Source organism: Paenibacillus sp. FSL H8-0332, from assembly GCF_037963835.1.
In the GTDB taxonomy this organism is placed as follows: Bacteria; Bacillota; Bacilli; order Paenibacillales; family Paenibacillaceae; genus Paenibacillus_AQ; species Paenibacillus_AQ rhizoplanae.
Genome location: NZ_CP150145.1, coordinates 3,092,028 through 3,113,547 on the forward strand (window position 1 = coordinate 3,092,028; position 21,520 = coordinate 3,113,547).

Consider the following 21,520-nt stretch of genomic DNA (forward strand, 5'->3'; position numbering starts at 1 on the left):
ATTCTCTATTCATACTCCGTTCATCTTCACTCGCTAAACTGTGGATATACAGATTAGAAGGAGTGGTTATATGTTCTTGGCAATTCGGGAGATGAGGCACTCCAAAGCACGCTACAGTCTCATTATGGTGATTATGCTGCTGGTCTCATTCCTGGTGCTGTTCGTCACCGGCCTGGCCAGAGGTCTTGCTTATGCCAATATTTCGGCGCTGAAAAATATGCCCGCCAATTACTTTGCCGTGCAGAGCGACGCGGATCATACCTTCAGACGTTCACAGTTAACGGATACGGAGCTTGCAGCTGCCCGGTCGGTAGCCGGAGAGGCGAATGCGACTCCGCTGGGGGTACAGACCAGTACAATTATGGCTGCCGGTGCAGACATTAAAGCGGATATTACGTTTTTTGCCGTAGATATGACGGGGATGCTGGCTCCTGAAGTAACGGAAGGCGCCGGATTCACCAATGAGGTGCAAGGGAGCGCGGTTGCAGACTCCAAGCTGGAACAGTCCGGCGTTACCATTGGCAGTACGATCCGTGATCAGGCTTCCGGCATGAGCTGGACGGTTACCGGCTTCGTGAAGGACAGCTCCTATAGCCATACTCCGGTGGTCTATATCAATCAGCTGGACTGGCAGGCGATGAAACAGGGAGCGGTTCAGGGAGGCGGTAGCTCAGGCAATGCCAATGCCCCTTACAATGTTATTGCGCTGGATGTAACGGCGGCTCAAGCTGCGCAGATTGCGGATCAGCAGCAGTCCATAGAGGTAATTACACAAAAACAGGCGATCGCCAGTGTTCCCGGATATTCCGCCGAGCAGAATTCGCTGCTGATGATGATTGTGTTCCTGTTCGTGATTGCTGCAGTAGTTCTTGCTGTATTCTTCTATGTCATTACGATCCAGAAGACCAGCCAATTCGGCATTCTGAAGGCGATGGGGACCAAGATGTCCTATCTGGCCTGGAGTGTAGTCGGTCAAGTGATGCTGCTGTCTGTCGCCAGTCTGGCGCTGGGCATTCTGCTTACGCTTGGGATGAATATGGGCCTGCCCGACACAATGCCGTTTGAGCTGGATGGACAGACGATGGCGATGACAAGTCTGCTGTTCATAGGGATGTCCTTGCTGGGCTCGTTAATTTCGGTAGCAAGAGTAGCCAAGGTGGATGCCTTGGAAGCGATAGGGAGGACTGGAGCATGAGTGCGAAATTAGTGATGAAGGAGGTAACCAAGACTTACGGGGATGGGGACGGGGCGATGACTGTTCTGAACCATCTGGATCTTACGGTGAACGAAGGCGAATTCATAGCAGTACTGGGACCATCCGGCTCCGGGAAAAGCACGTTTCTCTCCGCAGCCGGTGCGCTGCTTACGCCCACCAGCGGAGAGATCCTCCTCGACGGCGAGTCGCTGCGTGACAAGGACAAGGGGGAACTGACGGAGCTGCGGCTGAAAAAAATCGGCTTCATGTTCCAAAGTGCGCAGCTGTTGCCGTTCCTGAAGGTAGAGGAGCAATTGCTCTATGTAGCAAAGCTGGCTAAGCTGAGCCAAAAGGAAGCGAAGGTGCGCGCCGCCTATCTGCTGAAGCGTCTGGAGATCTGGGAACGCCGCAACCATTACCCCGAACAGCTGTCCGGGGGCGAAAAGCAGCGGGTAGCGATTGCCCGGGCGTGGATGAACAAGCCAGCCATTCTGTTCGCCGATGAACCAACGGCCAGCCTGGATTACAGCCGTGGCCGCGAAGTCGTGCGGATGATCGCCGACGAGGTGCGGAGCGAAGGCAAGGCCGCCGTGATGGTAACTCATGACGAACGGATGCTGGACTGGTGTGACCGGGTACTGCATCTGGAGGATGGTGTGCTGGTTGAAGCGCATAGCCTTAATTAATTGGAACTGAACCCTGGGGACGGGGTTCAGTTTTTTTAAATGCCGGTTTCCCGCTGCAGAATGCCTTCACACGCCAGAGTAGGACATAAACCCGCCATCCACCGGCACGGTGATGCCGGTCACAAACCCGGACATTTGCTCATCGGCCAGCCAGAGCAAGGTGCCGAGCAGATCCTCCGGTGTGCCGAAGCGGCGCATCGGGGTCTGGGAGATGATTTTGAGCGAACGTTCGGTTAGTTCACCCTTCGGGTCCTTCAGCAGCTGTTCATTCTGCGCGGTGACGAAGAAGCCGGGGGCGATAGCATTCACCCGTATGCCGGATTCAGCCAGATGCACCGCAAGCCACTGCGTGAAATTGTTGATGCCTGCCTTGGCCGCGCTGTAAGCCGGAACCTTGGTGAGTGGAGAAGCGGCGCTCATAGATGAAATGTTGATTACCGCAGCTCCGGGGCGTCCGAGCATCTGCTTGGCGAAGATTTGGGTTGGAATTAATGTTCCAGTCAGATTCAGGTCGAGGACCGTGCGGAAGCCGCTTACGGACAGATCGAAGAAGGAGACGACATCGGGATTCTCCAGGTCTCCCGGCTCTAATGTCTCCTTGGTGGTGATCGCCGAAGGCTGATTGCCCCCGGCTCCGTTGATTAACAAGTCGCAAGGACCCCACTGCTTAAGAATCTCTTCTGCTGCCTGCCGGACACTCCCGGCATCCATAACATCGCAGGCCAAGGCCAGGGACTGGCCGCCCCCGGAAGTGATCTGTGCAGCCAGAGCCGCTCCCTTGGCCACCGTACGGTTCAGGATGGCGACCTTCACGCCTTGACGGGCCAGCTCCAGCGCCATGGCGCTGCAGAGGGCTCCGGCTCCTCCGGTAATTACAGCGGTTTTGCCTGCCAGTGCAGGCTGTAATGCCAACTCGGACATAGTGATCCAACCCTTCTTGGTGAAAGTATGATCGTGCGTCAGGTTATATCAGTCTGCGGATCTTTGCTTATAATACTGCGGATATTTCTCCATCAGCATCTCCTGGTCGGCGATCGTCAGGGCCATATGCTCCTGCATAATCTGATCCCCTTGCTGAATACTATGCTGCTCAATGGCTTCATATAGACCATAATGCTGCCGGTACAGATGCTCCCAGTTGTGATCCGCCGTGAGCTTGAGCATCCGGCTGCGGTTCAGGTGAACCTTGATCTGCTGGATGACCTCCCAGGTATTCTTTTTATTGCAGCCCATGAAAATCACATGATGGAACTCTTCGTCCAGCATGAACATTTCTTTATAGTCCTGGTCCTCGATGCAGAGCTTCTGCTTGTCCAGATTAGCCTTCAGTTCAATAAGATTCCTGGCCTGGAAGTTGCTGCACGCTTCCCGGATGATTGCCCGCTCCAGATGCTCACGCATGAAGCGGGCTTCTTCCACGAGCTCGGAATCAATCAGGGAGACGACCGTGCCCCGCTGGGGATATACGGCAAGCAGGCCCTCCTGGGCCAGACGGACAAAGGCCTCACGGACCGGGGTGCGGCTGACATTGAACTTCAGTGAAATCTCCTTCTCCGAAATCCCCGTTCCGGGCGGCAGCTCCAGCAGCAGAATCTGATTCTTCAGTGAACGATACACGATGTCCCTAGTGGAGAGTGCTTGTGTACCGATAGTGTATTCCATCGTGTAACCCTCCTGTTATCGATTTTGTAAGCACTACCATACTACCATACAAGTATGGTAGTATGGTAGTGCGAATGGGCAGAAGCAACTGCTGTCCGCTTACGGACAGTATCTGTGGCCCGCCAATATCATTGACGAGAGGCTGGAGAACAATATGAGTACCTCATCTTTTATTCATGACGACTGGCTGCTGTTAAGTTCAAGTGCACAGAGACTGTATCACGATTATGCCGCCGCAATGCCGATTTATGATTTCCATAGTCATCTGAATCCGCAGGAGATCAGCAGTAACCGCAGGTTCCGCAATATCGCTGATCTTGCCTTATCCGGGGACCATTACAAGTGGCGGGCGCTCCGCTGGCTGGGCGTAGACGAACAGCTAATTACCGGGAATGCGCCGGACAAAGACAAATTCATGATCTGGGCGCGTTCCCTGCCTGAGATGGTGGGCAATCCGCTCTACCACTGGACCCATCTGGAGTTGAAGCGCTACTTCGGGATCGACGAGCTGCTCTCCAAGGAGACAGCGGACAGTGTATGGGAACGCTGCAATGAGCAGCTCCAGGGAGATGAACTGACTACGCAGGGAATTCTCAAAAAACTCAAGGTCAATGTGGTCTGCACAACGGATGATCCGATTGATTCACTGGAGCATCACATTCAGCTTAAGAAGGATCATGCGCTTCAGACGGTGGTTGCGCCAACCTTCAGACCGGACCGGGTACTGAATATCCGTGATGATGGGTTCACTGGATACGTGAGCCTGCTTGGTGAGGCGAGCGGTCTTGAAATCCACGATTACTCCGGGTTCCTCCAGGCTGTTACAGCGCGGATCGATTATTTCCATAAGCATGGCTGCCGGCTGTCAGATCAGGCCTTCGGCGAGCTGCCGCATGCCCAGTCTACAGAGCATGAAGCGGCCTACATATTCGCCCGGGCCTTCAAAGGGGAAGAGATCAGCCCGCACGAGGAACAGAAGTTCCAGAGCCATACGCTGATCAAATTAGGCCGGCTCTATCATGAGCGGGGCTGGAGCATGCAACTGCATATCGGAGCGCTGCGCAACAACAACGCACGTATGTTCAGTGCCATCGGCAAGGACAGCGGCTTCGATTCTATTCTGGATTTCAATATGGCCCGCAGCCTCAACGCGCTGCTGAATGAGCTGGATGCCAGCGGACAGCTGCCGAAGACCATCGTCTACACGCTGAACCCTTCGCAATATGAGATGATCGCCACCGCAATCGGCAACTTCCAGGGGGACGGCATCAAGGGCAAGGTGCAGATGGGCTCCGGCTGGTGGTTCCATGATCAGAAGGAGGGCATGCTGCAGCAGTTGAAGGCACTCTCCAGCATCGGGCTGATCAGTCCATTTGTCGGCATGCTGACTGACTCCAGAAGCTTCCTCTCCTTCACGCGCCATGAATACTTCCGGCGCATCCTCTGCAACCTGTTCGGCACGTGGATGGAAGAGGGAGACCTGCCGCGAGATTATGCCTTGATCGGCCGGACCATTGAGAATATATGCTACAACAATGCGGATGCGTATTTCGGGATCAAGTAGGCGGGCGTCCGCCCGTTCCGTTGTTTAAGTCTAAGGTGTTCCATTCCAAAAACAGCAAGACTCCTAAAGGGTGGAGGCTTGCTGTTTTTGTTGTATATGGCTTGCAAGGGGAGCGAAGGCATGCTGATCTTAGTGAGGTGGTGTGTGGCGGAAGCTAGTTGGATAAACGTCATCTAATACCGCGGCAAACCCTGAATCTGGAGAATTAGTTGGAAAAACCGAACTTAATCCCACTGAAAATGTGGGTTAACAGGAGATCCAGCAGAATTAAGTGCCGAATTTCCACTTAGTCCCGATCAAGCAGCTCCAGCAGGAAAATTAAGCTACAAAAATCCAACTGCTATGTCCCCCACACAGGCGGAAGGGGCCACATAACAGTCAGGATCAGCACTTGTTGTCCTACAGGCGGAGGGAGATGCATAACAACCGGGTCCAGCAACGGATCAACTCGCAGTATAAATGGATGAATGGTACATCGAATCTCGGCAACGTGAAAAAGCGGAAGCGTCCATCCAAACCTGCTAATGTTGATCGTACTTAGGTACTAATTAGCCCCCTACCTCGTACTGCTCCGGTAAGCAGACGGGGATACGCCTGTCGACTTCTTGAACACCTTGGAGAAGTGGGCCAGCTCCATGCCGACCTGCTCAGCGATACTGGAGATGCTGAAATCGGTGTAGGAGAGCTGCCTCTTGGCCAGCTCCATCCGTTTCAGCTGGACGTACTGCATCGGCGGAACACCGATGAATTTCTTGAAATAGGGAATGAAATAGTTCGGGTGCAGATGGACCCGCTCTGCCAGCTCCTCCACCGTCAGCGGCCGCATTAACCGTTGATCGATGTAGCCCAGCACATTTGCCAGCTTACCCTGGTCGCTCGTATGCGTCAGATCGTCAAGGAAATTGCTATATCCTCCCGATTCCAGACAGAGGGACAGCAGCGTAAGCAGCGCGGCCTGCGTCCGCAGGGTAGCGAGGAAGCCGGTATCCTGAAACCATTCAATCATCTCCGCGAACATCGTCCGGGTGGCCTCCGGATCAGGCACATCACAGATATAGAGCTTATTCGCCGAATGAAACAGCGGCCATTCCCCGATCTGCGCATCGAAGTGGCAATAGTAGCGTGTATAAGGATCATCACGTGAAGTATCCGTGGTCTGGGTGGAGCCTGCGGGCATAATCATCAGCTGTCCGGGTCTCGGATAGTACGTCACTCCGTTGATAATCACCTTGCCTTCGCCGGAATCAATATAGTACAGCCGGTTGAAGGCAGGGGTCTCATTCGTCCGGTTCCATCCCGGATATCTGCTGGTTAACTGGGCATGGGTAACGGTAACCGTCAGGTTGTGCAGCAGGCGTCCGGTCAAATTACCGTTCGCAATTATATTCATGTCTGGGCTCCTCCATTAAGGATATAAATCTATTATAACGCTTCCATTTATCCAATACATCTTATTATTATACAAATATACCTTAATTACAGTCATGTTCACCACCGGCAAATAGGGTTATCCTCATAACATAAACTGTTTCAGGAAGGGAATGGGAGATGGATAAGGTACGTTATGGAATTATTGGCGTTGGGGGTATGGGGCGGACCCATGCACAGAGTCTGCTGAGTGATATTAAGGGGGCCGAGCTAACCGCCGTCTGCGACATCAGCCCTGAGCGGCTGGAATGGGCAGAGGAGCTTTTGCCGGATCATGTGCAGCGCTTTCTGTCGCCGGAGGAACTGTTCAAGTCCGGGGTCATTGATGCGGTGATGATTGCCACCCCGCATTATGATCATCCGCCGCTGGCGATTGAAGCGCTGGGCTACGGGCTGCATGTTCTGATCGAGAAGCCTGCCGGTGTCTATACGAAGGCAGTACAGGAGATGAATGACGCCGCAGCGAAGTCTGACCGCAAATTCGGAATTATGTATAACCAGCGGACGAATCCGCTCTATCAGAAGCTGAGAGAATTGATTCAGTCCGGGGAGCTGGGAGAGATCCGGCGCACGAATTGGATTATCACCAATTGGTACCGCTCTCAGAGCTACTATGATTCCGGCGGCTGGCGGGCGACCTGGGGCGGGGAAGGCGGCGGAGTGCTGCTGAACCAGGACCCGCACCAGCTTGATCTCTGGCAGTGGACTACCGGAATGATGCCTAAGCGGGTACGCGCTTTTTGCCAGTTCGGGAAGTACCGGAATATTGAGGTTGAGGATGATGTGACCGCCTACGTGGAGTATGAGAATGGCGCAACCGGGCTGTTTATCACGACTACAGGGGAAGCACCGGGGACGAACCGGTTCGAGATTACAGGCGACAACGGTAAAATCGTCATCGAAGACGGCACGCTGACCTTCTTCCGCCTTCGCACCCCTGAGCCGAAGTTCAATGCGGAATATACCGGGGGCTTCGGAGCGCCGGAATGCTGGAAATGCGAGATTCCGGTGGACTCCGGAAATGGAGAGCAGCATAAGGGGATTCTGCGTAACTTCACCAATGCGATTCTGCATGATGAGCCGCTATTGGCTCCGGGGGAAGAGGGCATTCACGGGCTGACCCTGTCCAATGCCATGTATCTGTCTGCGTGGACCGACAACTGGGTGGACCTGCCGATCGACAGCGAGCTGTTCTATGAGAAGCTGATGGAGCAGGTGGAGAATTCGACTTTTCAGAAAGCTCCGGTCAGCCAGAAAGCCCTTGATGTATCGGGTACCCACTAGATTAACTTTACTCTCTTACGCCAATTAAACTTATCTAGGAGTGGATGAATACAATGAACCGTTCAACGATTGCCGCCCAAATGTATACCCTGCGTGAATATACCCAGACGCCGGAAGCCTTGCGGGAGAGCCTGCGGAAGGTGAGCAGCATCGGGTACCAGGCTGTCCAGATCTCCGGGATCGGTCCCATGGACCCTAGGCTGGTGAAGGAATATGCCGATGAATTTAATCTGAAAATATGTGCGACACACGTTCCCTGGGACCGGCTGGTGAATGATCTGGATGCACTCGCCGCCGAACATAAGCTGTGGGACTGCAAATACATCGGTCTTGGCTCGCTGCCTGCGGAATATCAGACCAGCCAGGAGGGCTACCGCACCTTCGCCAAGCTGGCTTCCGGCATTGCACGTACACTTAAGGAAGAGTATGGTCTGCAATTAGTTTATCATAATCATGATTTTGAATTTGAACGTTTTGACGGTCTGACCGGTATGGATGTGCTGCTGCAGGACAGTGATCCGGAGGTCTTCGGGTTCGAGCTGGATCTATACTGGGTTCAGGCGGGGGGCGGAGATCCTGTAGAGTGGATTCACAAGGTGGAAGGCAGAATGCAGGCCGTGCATTTCAAGGATATGACTATTCTAAACCGTAAGGCTGTGTTCGCTGAGATTGGCGAAGGCAATATGAATTATGGAGCGATTATTGATGCCTGCCGCAGGACGGGTGTGGAATGGCATATCGTAGAGCAGGATGTATGCCAGCGTGATCCGTTCGAGAGCCTGGAGATCAGCCTCCGGCATCTGCATTCCAGATTGGAGGTGCAAGCATGAGCCGCAAGGATGGAATGATGTATGCCCCGGTACATGAGGCGAAGCCAGTGGTGGGACCGGGTGAATTCGTAATCGCCGCGCTGGCACTGGATCATGGGCATATCTACGGGATGTGCAACGGGCTGGTAGAAGCGGGAGCCGAGCTGAAGTGGGTATACGATCCTGATCCCGAGAAGGTAAAAGCGTTCCAGAACAAGTATCCCGGCGTCAGAGCCGCACGCTCTGCTGAAGAGATTCTTGAAGATCCTGAGGTCCGGCTCGTAGCAGCAGCGGCCGTTCCTTCGGAGCGCGGTCCGCTCGGTCTGCGCGTGATGGCACACGGGAAGGATTATTTTACAGACAAATCTCCGTTCACTTCTCTGGACCAGCTCGCGGCAGCACGCCTTCAGGTGGAGCAGACGGGGCAGAAATACATGACGTATTACAGTGAAAGACTGCATGTAGAGAGCGCTGTCTATGCCGGTCAGCTGGTGCAGCAGGGGACGATTGGCCGTGTGCTTCAGGTCATGGGACTGGGTCCGCACCGGTTAAATGCACCCAGCCGGCCGGAATGGTTCTTCCAGCGTGACAAATACGGCGGCATTCTCTGTGATATCGGCAGCCATCAGATTGAACAGTTCCTCTTCTATGCGGGCTGCCGTGATGCCAAGGTACTGCACAGCAAGGTCGCCAACTACAACAATCCGGCCTACCCCGAGCTGGAGGATTACGGTGATGCTACGCTGGTTGGGGATAACGGGGCTACACAGTATTTTCGCGTGGACTGGTTCACTCCGGCTGGGCTCGGGACCTGGGGCGACGGACGGACGATCATTCTCGGTACGGAAGGCTATATCGAACTGCGCAAATACAGCGATATCGGCCGCTCCAGCACCCCGGATCATGTCTTCTGGGTAGACGGCGAGGGAGAGCATTATGAGCATGTGGCCGGGAAGATCGGCTTCCCGTTCTTCGGTGAGCTGATTCTCGACTGCCTGGAACGGACCGAGAAGGCGATGACCCAGGAGCATGCGTTCAAGGCGGCTGAGCTGTGTCTGGAGGCACAGCGGCAAGCGGTGAATCTGACCCCGGATACGCTCAAATAGTTGCAGGACAGCTAGCAGAAGATCGGAAGGTGGTTAAGATGAATACCAATGGAGCAGCGATTATCGGCTGTGGGGCGATTGCCCCGCTGCATGCCAGAGCCATTGCTTCGATAGAGAATGCGCAGCTGGTAGCCGTGGTGGACAGTGACCCTGTTCAGGCAGCACAGTCTGCTCAGGATTACGAATGTGAAGGCCTGACAGATTACAGGGAACTGCTGGAACGTGCAGATATCGGCATCGTCCATCTCTGCACGCCACATCATCTGCATGCCGGAATGGCGGTAGAGCTGCTGAAGGCCGGCAAGCATGTGTTAACCGAGAAGCCCATGGCGCTGGATGTGCCTTCGGCCCGTTTGATGCAGGAGGCGGCGGAGCATGCAGCGGGTCAGCTGGGTGTAGTGTTCCAGAACCGCTATAATGAACCTTCGGTGCGGATCAGACAAGTGATCGATTCCGGCAGCCTGGGCAGTCTCCTCTGCATGAAGGGTCTGGTGACCTGGACCCGGAGTGAAGAGTATTACACGCACAGTCCATGGAGAGGCCGCTGGGCTACGGAAGGCGGAGGGGTATTGATCAATCAGGCTATCCATACCCTGGATCTGCTGCAATGGTTCGGCGGTGACATTGATTCCGTGAAAGGCAGTGTTAGCACCGATGTGCTGAACGATGTCATTGAGGTTGAGGACAGCGCACATGCGTGTATCGATTTCAAGAACAAGGCACGGGGACTCTTCTACGGAACCAATGCCTATCAGGCCAATTCGCCGGTGGAGCTGGAGCTGGTCTTCGAGCAAGGGACCCTGCAGCAGCGCCGGGACAGTCTCTATCTGTGGAAGGATGGTCACGAGACGCTGCTCTGTGAGCCGCAGAACATCAGCAGCGGCGGGAAATCCTACTGGGGCACCGGGCATTCACGGTTAATTCATGACTTCTACGCCCACATCCGTGAAGGCCGCAGGTTCTGGATTGACGGTGCTGAGGGCATCAAAGCGCTCACACTGATTGCAGAGATTTATAAGTCCTCGGGGAGCCGTAATCTGGTCCCTCAGGTCTAGTATTCTTGAGCCGGCTGATGCCGGAATAGGCTGTCTCCTATGCAGAGGTTCTGCTTGGGGATAGCCCTTTTTGAAATATAGAATTTATAGGTTGCACACGATAAATTATCCTTCTATTTCTCGTTGAAACGGTACCGTCCTTTAAAAGGACGGCAAAGCCGTTTCCACTTGTGTTAGCCGCTATAGCTTAATCGCAAGCCAACATGCTTCAATGGTCTGCTGAATCTGCTGCTCGTTAAGCGGGTACTTTTCATCCAAATAGCCCTTGATCACAGCAGTCAATATCCCGTAGATCAGCTGATAGCACAGGCATACATTCATTTCCCGGATGATCCCCTGCCGCTGACCTTCTTCAATGATGGAGAAAATCTCTAAGGTGGAGGGGGCTGGCGTGTTCCGCAAATCCTCGGAAATATAGGGTGAGGAGCAATAGTTCTCAGTGAAATCAACCTCTTTGGGGTAGTGCAGCGAGTAGTTGGCTGTATTCTTCAGGAGGCTCTTCACACGCTCATAGATCGTTAATCCAGAGTCATAGCCGTTCATGACGAACTCATTTTTATGTATGCGGACTTTGAGGTACAGCTCATTGACCAGTTGCTCTTTGTTCTCGAAATAATGGTAGAATGTGCTGGAGCCGACATTGGCTCTTTTGAATATTTTAGCAAAAGTAACAGATTGTAAGCCCTCTTCAGTAATCAAATCAAGGGTTGCCTGAAGAATATCATCGCGTTTACCCATCATTACACCTCGTTACGGAAAAATCATTCTATAGAATAGTACAACTCCTGCAAGGAATTGTCAATTCACAGAATATGTATTCTACTCTCAAGTATCAAAAAGATAGATTTTGTGGTGAAATAGACAATAAGAAAGCTATTTATTAGTCATTATTCTGCAAAAAGGAATTTCCATTCCGAACACACTTGAAGTTTAATTATTCTCTTTCTGAACTATCAATAGAATAAACATTCTATTTCTTGAGTTTATCTAAGGGGCAGGCCTAGCGATCAAATTGACTTTCAGACCATTAGGCATTATCTTCAAATACAGGGTTTAACAAGAGTCAGCAGATGAGAGACAGGGAGTGGGAGATAGGCTATGGAACAGGCAATGTTTGCCGGAGGCTGCTTCTGGTGCATGGTTACACCGTTCGAAGAGCTGCCCGGCATTCACGGGATTGTATCAGGTTACGCCGGAGGAACGGTAGAGAACCCTACTTATGAGCAGGTGAAGACCGGAACAACCGGTCACTATGAGGTGGTTCAGATCACTTATGACCCGAAGCTGTTCCCTTATGAGCGGCTGCTGGAGCTGTTCTGGCCGCAGATTGACCCGACGGATGACGGCGGGCAGTTTCAGGACCGGGGAACACAGTACCGCACGGCGGTATTCTACTATACGGAAGAGCAGCGGCTGGCTGCGCTGGCCTCCCGGGAGCAGGTGGCGGTTAGCGGCAGATTTGAGGGGCCTGTGGTGACGGAGATTCTGCCTGCACCTTATTTTTATCCGGCCGAGGACTATCATCAGGACTATCACAAGAAGAACCCGAAGCACTATAAAGAGGACCGCGAGCAGTCCGGGCGGGATACCTTTATTTCGCAGCATTGGTAGAAGCGGATACGGAATATTGAACGAAGAAAAGCCTATAACCACCTGATGTCTGGGGATTATGGGCTTTTTGTTATTTTCGCAGCATAAAACCAAAATATGGGAACCTGAATCCGAAATTCCATGCCTACTAAATGGAGAAAAGCGCTACTATAATGATAGTTGTAAACGCATACATTAATAGGCAATTCTGGCTCTTACCCGGAGGAAAGGAGGGAAGGTCTCAGAGAGGCAGCTACTGAATACTGAACGGCCGTTAGCTTCCTGTGGTTCAAGGTAATGATTACAGCAGTACCACTATAATTCAGGAGGAATATGATGATGCCCAAAAAATGGCGTATGTCCATGCTTGTGTTCGTGCTTCTGCTCTCCTGCCTGCCCATGTTTGGCTCCAAGGCTGCCGCCGCCGATTATACCCAGGGGGTTGAACTGTCGGGCACTACAGCGACGATCTGGTTCAAATCCACAGTAAATACCAGTTGGGTGGATGTCCATTACAAGGTGAATTCCGGGACTCAAAGTAATTTCCGCTCAACGTATAACAACAGCAAAGCACGTTATGAGCAGGTGGTTACAGGAATCGCCAGCGGCACAGTACTCTCTTACTTCTTCACCTACAACAACGGAACTCCGGCTTATGACACCGGCTGGTTCAACTACACGGCAGGAACCGCACCGACAACCGGGCCGACAACTCCGCCTTCCGGTTCTTCCGGCTCGATCTATTCCATTGCCGCCTCCTCGATTCCAACCCCGCCGAGTGGGGCCGTATCCGTCAAGGTCATGAACGGAACGGGCGGAGCCTATCCCGACAACCAGATATACTGGGGTGTGATCGGCATCAATCCGGTCAATGGCAAATGGAGTTATCTGGATCTCAGCGGCAATCTGGTACCCATCTCCAATGCGCTTAATAATGCCTCCGGCCGTCTGACCAAGAACGGGGTTAACTATGCCAACATCTATCACACAATTAATCAGGCTTCCTGGGTAACGCTGCCCAAAATCACCTCCGGCCGCATGTTCCTCAGTGTCGGCACACCGCTGTACATCAAGACTTATGATGACGGCTTTGCCGGGCCGGATATTGATAACCCGACCGATCCTAACCGTAATCTCTATTTCGACTTCGTCGAATTCACCGTAGATGCTACAGGCTATCACGGCAATACGACACGCGTAGATGCCTTCGGCTTCCCGATCCAGCACCGGCTGGTAGGCTTGTCTGGCGGCTATGACAAGACGGTAGGCGAGCTGGAATCGGAGACACGGGCCGGCATTTTCACCAAATACCAGAATGAAGTCCCGTCTGCCTTCAAATCACTGGCAACCGATCAGGCACCTTACCGTATTATCGCTCCGGTCCATGGATCGTTTAGAGCCGGAGGGGCCAACGCGAATTACTTCGCAGGATATTCCAGCTATAGCACCCAGGATATTCTGCGCAATGACGGTTCGCTAATTGATGCCGCTACTTCCGCTGCGATCAACCGCCATGTCTACACCACTAGTAACTGGAACAACGTAGCGAACTATTACAATGCGGCTCCCGCCAACTTTTATGCGAAATTCTGGCATGACCACAGCATCAGCGGCTTAGCCTACGGCTTCCCGTATGATGATGTCAACGGACAGGCCGCCTATCTCGAAGTCGGCGATCCCAAAGGCTTGATTATCCGCGTGGCCTGGTAAGCATGGAGCCGATGCCTTCCTGCAGTGCAGCTTCCTCAATCATCAGCAAATGAGTGATATCGTGTAGAGAGCCGGTCCTGAATATAAGCAGGCTGCCGACTCTCTCACACGATTGAAGCTGGGAATACAGGGAAGGATCATCATCCAGCGAAGGGAAAACCACACTCGCAGGCACAGGCTCATATCCGGCAAAAGCCCATTCACCGATTCGTGCCATCGTTTCAGGATCAAACAAAAAGAACCGCTCATTCGTATTTTGCGTGAGGACTTGACCGTTCTGAAGATAGAGCATGCCATACCCCGGATAATGGTCTTCTTCCTCATACTCATCATCGTAGTCCCCATCGTTCAGGCCCTGTTCCTCTAGCAGCTCCAAGGCTGGATAGGAGAAACAGGCATACACCTGCGCATCATTCTCCAAGGTGAACAGCTGGCTGCCGTCAGGATGCCAAGCGGGTGAGAGATAACATCCCTGCGGGAACATCTCCCGGCTGCATAACCCGTCCTGCTGAATAAACAATTCATACACGGATATACCATCCTGACCGGCCGCAAGCTCCAGCGTTACAGCATCCGACCCGGGGATATCCATCAGCCGCAGGGCACTGTCACCGAAGGGATCTTCCAAGTCTAGTGAATGTGCCAACGTTCCGTCCCCACTATGAAACAGCGAAATCCGCAGATTTTCTTCATCCAGCCTATCTACAGACCAGATTAGACCCCCATCACGTGAGAAAAGAACACATACATACGCCCCGGCTTTGCTCCACAGCAAGCGGCCTGTAAAGTCTCCTGCGCCCATTGCCGCATTCTCCATAATGAAAGCCGCCAGCTCCTGATCCTTGAATTGCCCTGAATTATAGCATCCTGAGGATGGAAAATAAACAGGAAGAAAGGTATGATAGATAGCAATTGCACAAGAGGGGAGCATCAGGGAGAGATGAAGGACAGCTTGAAGCACATCTTATTTGATCTGGACGGCACACTGACCGATCCCAAGGAAGGCATTACCAAAAGCGTGGAGTATGCGCTTAACCAATTCAGCATCGAGGTGGAGCATCCTGACCTGCTGATTCCGTACATAGGCCCGCCGCTATATGATTCTTTTATCGAAATTCAGGGCTTCACGGCGGAGGCAGCGGCACAGGCGGTGGAGTTCTACCGGGAGCGTTACCGGACGCTGGGGATGTTCGAGAATCATGTCATTCCAGGCATTCCAGAGCTGCTGCAGAGCTTGAGAGCCAAGGGGTTCGAGCTGTATGTGGCGACCTCCAAGCCTATTGTATTCGCTGAGCAGATCCTCCGGCATTATGAGCTGGACGGGTTCTTCAAGTATGCGGCAGGCAGCAATCTGGACGGGACACGCTCGAAGAAGCGTGAGGTCATTCAGCATGTGCTGGAGGAGAATAATCTTCTTGCTTCGCAGTCGCTGATGATCGGGGACCGGGAGCATGACATTATCGGGGCAAAAGCCTGCGGTGTAGCTTCAGTGGGCGTGTTGTTCGGCTATGGTTCCGGGGAGGAATTATCGGCGGCCGGAGCGGATTATATTGCGCATACAGTGGAAGAAGTGGGGGATATTATTCTGCGGTTGCAGCGGAATGAGCTCAATGAGTAAGGCCCATGGGTTGCGGGATTAAGGGACTAAAAGTTTAAAGAACTAAGCGGTCAAACGGGAAGCGGATTTCAAGTTTTTTTCTGCGCGGTATTGACTTTTGACGAAGGCCGCGCGTATTATGTAACCAGCAACACTAAACCTAAGGCAATGACTAGAGACAGGATATCCCGTGAGGACTGACCAGAGAGAGAAGTGCAAGGTGCGAGCTTCTTACAGAGACCAGCCGGATGTTACCCCTCTATAGCCGTGATACTGAACCCTCCTGCTGTTAGCGAGGCTGTAAATGTCACCGCCCCATCCCCGTTAACGGATGCCATGAGGATTGTACTGATCACGTTTCCGCCGAACAGCCGGGGGTGAAGTGACGTATAATCGAATTAGGGTGGAACCACGAGCTTAAGACGCACTCGTCCCTTTCCGGGATGAGATGCGTTTTTTTGTGTTCAAATATACTAATATAAACTCAAGAAATGGAGGCCATAATCATGGAGATTCAAGTGCAGCTGCCGGATGGAGCAATTAGGAGGTATTCGCGTAACACCACAATTGCGCAGATTGCGGAGTCGATTAGCGTAAGTCTGAGAAAGAATGCAGTAGCCGGCAAAATCGATGGCAGACTCGTTGACCTTGATTGTCCGGTTGAAGGGGACAGCCTCGTGGAGATCGTGTTAGCGGACAGCAGCGACGGGCTGATGATTCACAGACACAGCACAGCCCATGTGATGGCCCAGGCGATCAAACGGATCTATGGAGAACGGAACGTGAAGCTGGGCATTGGTCCAGTGATCGAGGACGGCTTCTATTACGATATAGATATTGCCCAGCCCCTGTCCAGCGAGGATCTTGCTGCGATTGAGCGGGAGATGGGGAAGATCATCAAGGAGAACCTGCCGATCTGGCGCCGGGTGGTGAGCCGGGAGGAAGCGGTGCAGTTCTTTGAACAGCTGGAAGAGCCGCTGAAGCTGGAGCTGATCCGGGATCTGCCGGAGGACGCAGTAATTAGCCTGTATGAGCAAGGTGAATTCACGGACCTGTGCCGGGGGCCGCATCTGCCCTCCACTGGCCGGATTAAGGCGTTCAAGCTGCTAAGTGTAGCAGGTGCCTACTGGCGCGGAGATGCTGACAATCAGGTGCTTCAGCGGATATACGGCACGGCTTTCCTGAGCACAGCCCTACTTGAGGAGCATCTGCACCTGCTGGAGGAAGCGAAGAAACGGGATCACCGCAAGCTGGGTAAGGAGCTGGAATTGTTCATGTTCTCCGAGGAAGCGCCGGGCATGCCGTTCTACCTGGCCAAAGGGATGCTGATCCGCACAGCGCTGGAGGATTTCTCCCGCAAGCTGCAGCGTGCCGACGGGTATGAAGAGGTCCGCTCACCACTGATGATGAACCGCCGTCTGTGGGAGCAATCCGGACATTGGGATCATTACAAGGATGAGATGTATTTCACGAAGGTGGATGAGACAGATTTTGCACTGAAGCCGATGAACTGTCCGGGACACATGCTGATCTACAAGAACAGCCGCCGTTCCTACCGGGATCTGCCGATCCGCATTGCGGAATACGGCCAGGTTCACCGCCATGAATCCTCCGGCGCGTTGAACGGGATGATGCGGGTCCGTACTTTTTGCCAGGATGATGCCCATTTGTTCGTGCTGCCGGAGCAGATTGAGTCTGAGATTACACGGGTGCTGGAGTTGATCGATCAGTTCTATTCCATCTTCGGATTCGAGTACAAGGTCGAGCTGTCTACACGCCCGGAGGATTATATGGGGTCCGAAGAGCTCTGGGATCAGGCGGAGGAGTCGCTTGAACGGGTGCTGAAGAAGAATGGAATCGAATACCGGGTGAATGCGGGAGATGGTGCTTTTTACGGACCGAAGATAGATTTCCATGTCCTCGATGCCCTGAAGCGGAGCTGGCAATGCGGTACAATTCAACTGGATTTCCAGATGCCCGAGAAGTTCGACCTGACTTACATTGGCGAAGATAACAACAAGCATCGTCCGGTTGTCATCCATCGTGCGGTGTTCGGCTCCATTGACCGGTTCATGGGTATTCTTACAGAGCACTATAGCGGAGCGTTCCCGCTGTGGCTGTCTCCGGTGCAGGTCAAGCTGCTGCCAGTCTCTGTGGTTCATGACGAGTATGCCGAGCAGGTCAGAAGACAGCTGGCGACAGCCGGACTACGGGTGGAGGTAGATTCCCGGAATGAGAAGCTGGGCTACAGAATCCGTGAAGCTCAGCTGGAGAAAATCCCTTATATGCTGGTGCTGGGAGATCAGGAGCAGAATGACGGAACAATCTCGGTACGAAGCCGTGCGGATAACACATTATTCACACTGAACGCCCAGGAGTTCATTCAGCAACTGACAGCTAAGATTGACGGCTGGGAATAAATCGCTTCATATATAATAGGTGAAAAGTATAATAGGTAAAAAGATATAGGGGGAAGTCAGTTGACAGCAATAGAAGCAGGCCAGCTTGCAGGCAACGTAATCCGGCTTGTGCCTTTGACGGAGGAGCATAAGCCTGAGCTTATGAAGTTGCTGCACCATCCGCGGATCTGGGAGTACACCTGGAGGCGGATCAGCTCAGAGGAAGAGGCAGGACAACTGGTGGATGCGGCTCTGGCGAATCAGGCGGCAGGCGAGGATATTCCTTATGTGATGGTGGAGCAGACATCCGGCCGGATCGTAGGGACTACGCGGTTGATGCATCTGGACCGTAGGCATCGTAATGCAGAGATCGGCTGCACCTGGATCTCACCGGAATATTGGAGAACTGCGGTGAATACGGAGTCGAAGCTGCTTTTGCTGAAATATGCCTTCGAGGTGCTGGGGCTGATCCGGGTGGACTTCTCCATTGTCAGTGACAATCTGCGCTCGCAGCGTGCCATTGAGCGGATTGGAGCGGCCTTGGAGGGCGTCCTGCGCAAGCATCGGATCACCGCTGACGGTACAGTTATGGACAATATGCTGTACAGTATTATTGATGAGGAATGGCCTGCGGTGAAGAAGAATCTGCAATATCTAGTGAATGAGAAATACAAATAGCGCTTTAACATAGAGGGGTCCCTGCGCGGGCTCCTCTATTTATTTTGCAAATAGCCATATCTATGAAAGATTGATATAATAGAATGACATGAGAATAGAAACATACATTCCCATTTTCCTTCACCCTGCGGTGCGGATTTGGGTTTATGTTATGTTGTGAGGGTGATGGGATGAAAGAGCGTATTAAGCAAGTGTTAGAAGGCAAGTTTAGAAATTCTCACACAGCCAGAAGCATAATCAGGATTAAGAAGCTGGAAGAAGCAGTTACGAAATCTTTTGCTTATAATACAGACTATTATCAAGAAGGTGGACTCTCAGCGTTTGTCAGAGGAATTGAAGGACTATTAACAGAGGGATATTTGACCCCTATTATAAAGAAGACAAAGTATAGTTCTACTCATCTGGAAGAAGCCTATTGGCTGGCTGCACCTCCTTCCTCTCCGGCTAGATGGAGCGAGACGGCCATGATGCGGGTCATCGGCGCGAAAGGGCTGAATCTGGATTACTACCGGAATCATCCTGAAGCCCAGACGGTGGACACGTGGAAGTACATAGAACGGATATATGAATTTTTGCGAACAGCAGAGAACAGGGAGACGATTACTCGGGAAGAGCGCTCGCTGGAGCTTTTTGATCAGGAGAAATATTTGGCAGAATCGGAGGGGAAACAATTTCTGTCCAGACTGGGCATGAACTTAGAACTGCTCCGTGCCGAGATTGTACGTGAAGATTTCGAGGCATATATGGTGCCGGATAGACCTATACTTTGTATCCTTATTTCAGAGAACCATTCTTTCTATCAATCTGCCAAAAGATTAATGGTGAAAGGTACGACAGTATGCGGCTTGCAGCCGGACATGCTGATCTACGGCGAAGGCTGGAAGATCGTCAGTAGTCTGTCTTATCTGGAGGAACGGGGGATCGATCTGTGTGAAGCGCAGCTGCTCTATGTGGGAGATATGGACAAGAAAGGCTGGGAAATCTACGGCAATCTGAAGCTCAGCTATCCCGAGCTGAACTTGAAGCTGGCATTGCCGGTGTATCGTTCCTTGCTCAGCAACGCCACTCGGTCGTACGATTATGTGAAAGAACAAACTGACTGTCCTCTGCCTCATCTGGAGCAGGTGCGTCAGGAGTTCTCTGCTATTCCGGGACTACTGTTGTGTATGAATACCCTGCTTACTGAGAACAAGAGGATTCCGCAGGAAGTCTTAAATTATGAAGTGATGGCGAGGTTGGCAAGAGGATGAACTGGAATGATTTCGGAGAACGAAATAAGCGGCTGAACCCCTTATGGAGTCTGGGCGCAGGCATGAATCTGGGTGAGCTACAGCCGTATAAGGAAATGATTGCGCTTAGTGTGCTGCTGCAGGTCTATTATCTGGAGCTGGAATCGAATGAACAGCGTGCCAGGGAGGATCTGGTGGATCTGGCCTGGAGCTCGCTTGAGCGCTTCGGCATAGCGAAGCTGGGCAGCCCGGAATCGGTCGAACGGCTGGTAGACGGACTGCTGTGGAGCGGCAGCGGCGGGGATTTCGAGGCCCATTATTATGATGACCACACCCGGCAGATCGGGGTCCAGAAATACAAGTATTTCACCGTGGACGAGGATGCTACGCGTATCAGCTGGGAGGAGAACGGGACTACTATTTACCGGCTCTCCGAGTATGCGATGGAGCTGATCTTCATGAGCCACGAGATTATCGACGAGTTCCAGGTCAGCATCAAGCTGCTGGAGATTCAGATGCATATCAAGCATGGACGGGTTACCCGGGCGATGCAGGATGTGAACGAGCTGATCTCACGCGTGCGCAAAATGACCCAGCAGCAGCAGGAGTATCGCAATGCGCTGCGCCGTAATCCGAAGCATATCTTCAGCGAATACGGCACCCAGCGGCATGAGCGTCTGGAGGAGATCCACCAGCAATTTGACGAGGAACGCAAGCAATTCGATAATATACACCGTTCGCTGGCCCGGCTGGCCAATGATGAGAAGGATGTCATTGATTTCAATGAGCTGCGTCAGCTCTCCGAGCGGGTGGAGCTGTCCCGGCGGGTGCATGATGAGCTGGCCGAGGTCGTGCTGAGCATCTTCGAAGCGGAGACGAATCTGCGGCTGAACTTCCCGGAATTATTCTGGGGAGCAGCGGGCTTCAACTTCCGCACCCATGTGTGGGAGGAATGGGTGAAGCCGGAAGGGCTGCGGGATGGGGATAGCCTGGAGGGCCTGATCAGCGGGCTGTTCTCGCCCAGTCAGGATTTCATCTATCCGCTGGCTTGGGCCTGGGAAGAGCAGGAGGTCGGTTTCCTGCCGGAGGATACGCCGGAGGCGCCGGATGAACCCGGGGAAGATGAGGACATCCATTATATGCCCAAAGGCATTCCCTGGACTGAGGTATGCGAGCTGTGGCTGCCCGTCATAGCCGGAGTGGCTGCGCAAGGCAGCTTCACCTTCACTGCGGAGGCGTTCACGGAGCAGGAACAGCGGCGCTGGGCGGATTGCCCGAATGCCGTGGATTTGTGGGTGCAATTTTTCCATACCGTAATTACTGTTGAGGCGCAGGATGCAGAGGGCCACGGCGTGGCGGACGAATGCCAGAAGCTGCTTCAGCGGCTGATGGCCGAACATCCTGAGCTTGAGACGCTGCGTGGCAAGCTGCTGCGTACAACTATCCGTCCGGGCCAACAGGAGAGTATCCGCTTGCCCGGCCTTGAGATCAGCCCTTATACCATTAATATAGTAGAGAAGTGAGATGA

At 52.9% G+C, this 21,520-nt stretch carries 19 protein-coding genes; 14 read left to right on the top strand and 5 right to left on the bottom strand.

Annotation, left to right across the window (positions count from 1 at the left end; genetic code table 11):
* Positions 1-70 precede the first annotated feature (70 nt).
* Both NST43_RS13410 and NST43_RS13415 read left to right on the top strand, forming a co-directional pair.
* Positions 71-1,195, top strand: coding sequence for an ABC transporter permease (locus tag NST43_RS13410; protein WP_339224855.1), 1,125 nt, complete (start codon positions 71-73; stop codon positions 1,193-1,195).
* The gene (locus tag NST43_RS13415) at positions 1,192-1,881 is read left to right on the top strand and encodes an ABC transporter ATP-binding protein (protein ID WP_339224856.1); all 690 of its coding nucleotides are present in this window, start codon (positions 1,192-1,194) and stop codon (positions 1,879-1,881) included. Before NST43_RS13410 ends, NST43_RS13415 begins: the two co-directional genes overlap by 4 nt.
* 66 nt (positions 1,882-1,947) lie before the next feature.
* Here NST43_RS13415 and NST43_RS13420 read toward each other — a convergent pair whose 3' ends face one another.
* Positions 1,948-2,802, bottom strand: coding sequence for an SDR family oxidoreductase (locus NST43_RS13420; protein ID WP_339224857.1), 855 nt, complete (start codon positions 2,800-2,802; stop codon positions 1,948-1,950).
* A 48-nt stretch (positions 2,803-2,850) separates the two neighbouring features.
* On the bottom strand, positions 2,851-3,543 hold the full coding sequence (locus tag NST43_RS13425) for a GntR family transcriptional regulator (protein ID WP_339224858.1): 693 nt from the start codon (positions 3,541-3,543) through the stop codon (positions 2,851-2,853).
* A 154-nt stretch (positions 3,544-3,697) separates the two neighbouring features.
* On the opposite strand from NST43_RS13425, the gene uxaC reads away from it, so the two are divergent.
* The gene (gene uxaC / locus NST43_RS13430; protein WP_339224859.1) at positions 3,698-5,107 is read left to right on the top strand and encodes a glucuronate isomerase; all 1,410 of its coding nucleotides are present in this window, start codon (positions 3,698-3,700) and stop codon (positions 5,105-5,107) included.
* 556 nt (positions 5,108-5,663) lie between these two features.
* Here uxaC and NST43_RS13435 read toward each other — a convergent pair.
* Positions 5,664-6,497 carry an AraC family transcriptional regulator gene (locus tag NST43_RS13435; protein ID WP_339224860.1) on the bottom strand — a complete coding sequence of 278 codons (834 nt, stop codon included), beginning with the start codon at positions 6,495-6,497 and terminating at the stop codon, positions 5,664-5,666.
* 158 nt (positions 6,498-6,655) lie between these two features.
* On the opposite strand from NST43_RS13435, the gene NST43_RS13440 reads away from it, so the two are divergent.
* The 4 genes from NST43_RS13440 to NST43_RS13455 are packed head-to-tail and all read left to right on the top strand — an operon-like array spanning position 6,656 to position 10,789.
* Entirely contained in the window at positions 6,656-7,819 is a 1,164-nt protein-coding gene (locus NST43_RS13440; RefSeq protein WP_339224861.1) for a Gfo/Idh/MocA family oxidoreductase, read from the top strand.
* A gap of 53 nt (positions 7,820-7,872) precedes the next feature.
* A complete protein-coding gene (locus NST43_RS13445; protein ID WP_339224862.1) occupies positions 7,873-8,649 on the top strand; it encodes a sugar phosphate isomerase/epimerase in 777 nt (258 codons plus the stop codon).
* Positions 8,646-9,734, top strand: coding sequence for a Gfo/Idh/MocA family oxidoreductase (locus NST43_RS13450; RefSeq protein ID WP_339224863.1), 1,089 nt, complete (start codon positions 8,646-8,648; stop codon positions 9,732-9,734). Before NST43_RS13445 ends, NST43_RS13450 begins: the two co-directional genes overlap by 4 nt.
* 38 nt (positions 9,735-9,772) lie before the next feature.
* Complete coding sequence (locus NST43_RS13455; protein WP_339224864.1) at positions 9,773-10,789, top strand: Gfo/Idh/MocA family oxidoreductase; 1,017 nt, start codon at positions 9,773-9,775, stop codon at positions 10,787-10,789.
* A gap of 180 nt (positions 10,790-10,969) precedes the next feature.
* On the opposite strand, the gene NST43_RS13460 is transcribed toward NST43_RS13455, so the two are convergent.
* On the bottom strand, positions 10,970-11,530 hold the full coding sequence (locus tag NST43_RS13460; protein ID WP_339224865.1) for a TetR/AcrR family transcriptional regulator: 561 nt from the start codon (positions 11,528-11,530) through the stop codon (positions 10,970-10,972).
* A gap of 357 nt (positions 11,531-11,887) precedes the next feature.
* On the opposite strand from NST43_RS13460, the gene msrA reads away from it, so the two are divergent.
* Together msrA and NST43_RS13470 are read left to right on the top strand one after the other, a co-directional pair.
* Positions 11,888-12,400: a peptide-methionine (S)-S-oxide reductase MsrA gene (gene msrA / locus NST43_RS13465; protein ID WP_339224866.1), complete on the top strand. Its 513-nt coding sequence runs from the start codon at positions 11,888-11,890 to the stop codon at positions 12,398-12,400.
* A gap of 315 nt (positions 12,401-12,715) precedes the next feature.
* A complete protein-coding gene (locus NST43_RS13470; protein WP_339224867.1) occupies positions 12,716-14,089 on the top strand; it encodes a glycoside hydrolase family 64 protein in 1,374 nt (457 codons plus the stop codon).
* Here the strand turns inward: NST43_RS13470 and NST43_RS13475 are convergent.
* Positions 14,070-14,906 (bottom strand): hypothetical protein, encoded by an 837-nt coding sequence (locus tag NST43_RS13475; protein WP_339224868.1) that lies wholly within the window; start codon positions 14,904-14,906, stop codon positions 14,070-14,072. The genes NST43_RS13470 and NST43_RS13475 overlap by 20 nt on opposite strands.
* 81 nt (positions 14,907-14,987) lie before the next feature.
* On the opposite strand from NST43_RS13475, the gene NST43_RS13480 reads away from it, so the two are divergent.
* The 5 genes from NST43_RS13480 to NST43_RS13500 all read left to right on the top strand — a co-directional run bounded on the left by NST43_RS13480 (position 14,988) and on the right by NST43_RS13500 (position 21,515).
* Positions 14,988-15,707, top strand: coding sequence for an HAD family hydrolase (locus NST43_RS13480; RefSeq protein WP_339224869.1), 720 nt, complete (start codon positions 14,988-14,990; stop codon positions 15,705-15,707).
* A gap of 485 nt (positions 15,708-16,192) precedes the next feature.
* Complete coding sequence (thrS, locus tag NST43_RS13485; protein ID WP_339224870.1) at positions 16,193-18,106, top strand: threonine--tRNA ligase; 1,914 nt, start codon at positions 16,193-16,195, stop codon at positions 18,104-18,106.
* 60 nt (positions 18,107-18,166) lie between these two features.
* Complete coding sequence (locus NST43_RS13490; protein ID WP_339224871.1) at positions 18,167-18,763, top strand: GNAT family protein; 597 nt, start codon at positions 18,167-18,169, stop codon at positions 18,761-18,763.
* 359 nt (positions 18,764-19,122) lie between these two features.
* Positions 19,123-20,013, top strand: coding sequence for a hypothetical protein (locus NST43_RS13495; protein ID WP_339224872.1), 891 nt, complete (start codon positions 19,123-19,125; stop codon positions 20,011-20,013).
* A complete protein-coding gene (locus tag NST43_RS13500; protein ID WP_339224873.1) occupies positions 20,010-21,515 on the top strand; it encodes a hypothetical protein in 1,506 nt (501 codons plus the stop codon). Before NST43_RS13495 ends, NST43_RS13500 begins: the two co-directional genes overlap by 4 nt.
* Positions 21,516-21,520 lie beyond the last annotated feature (5 nt).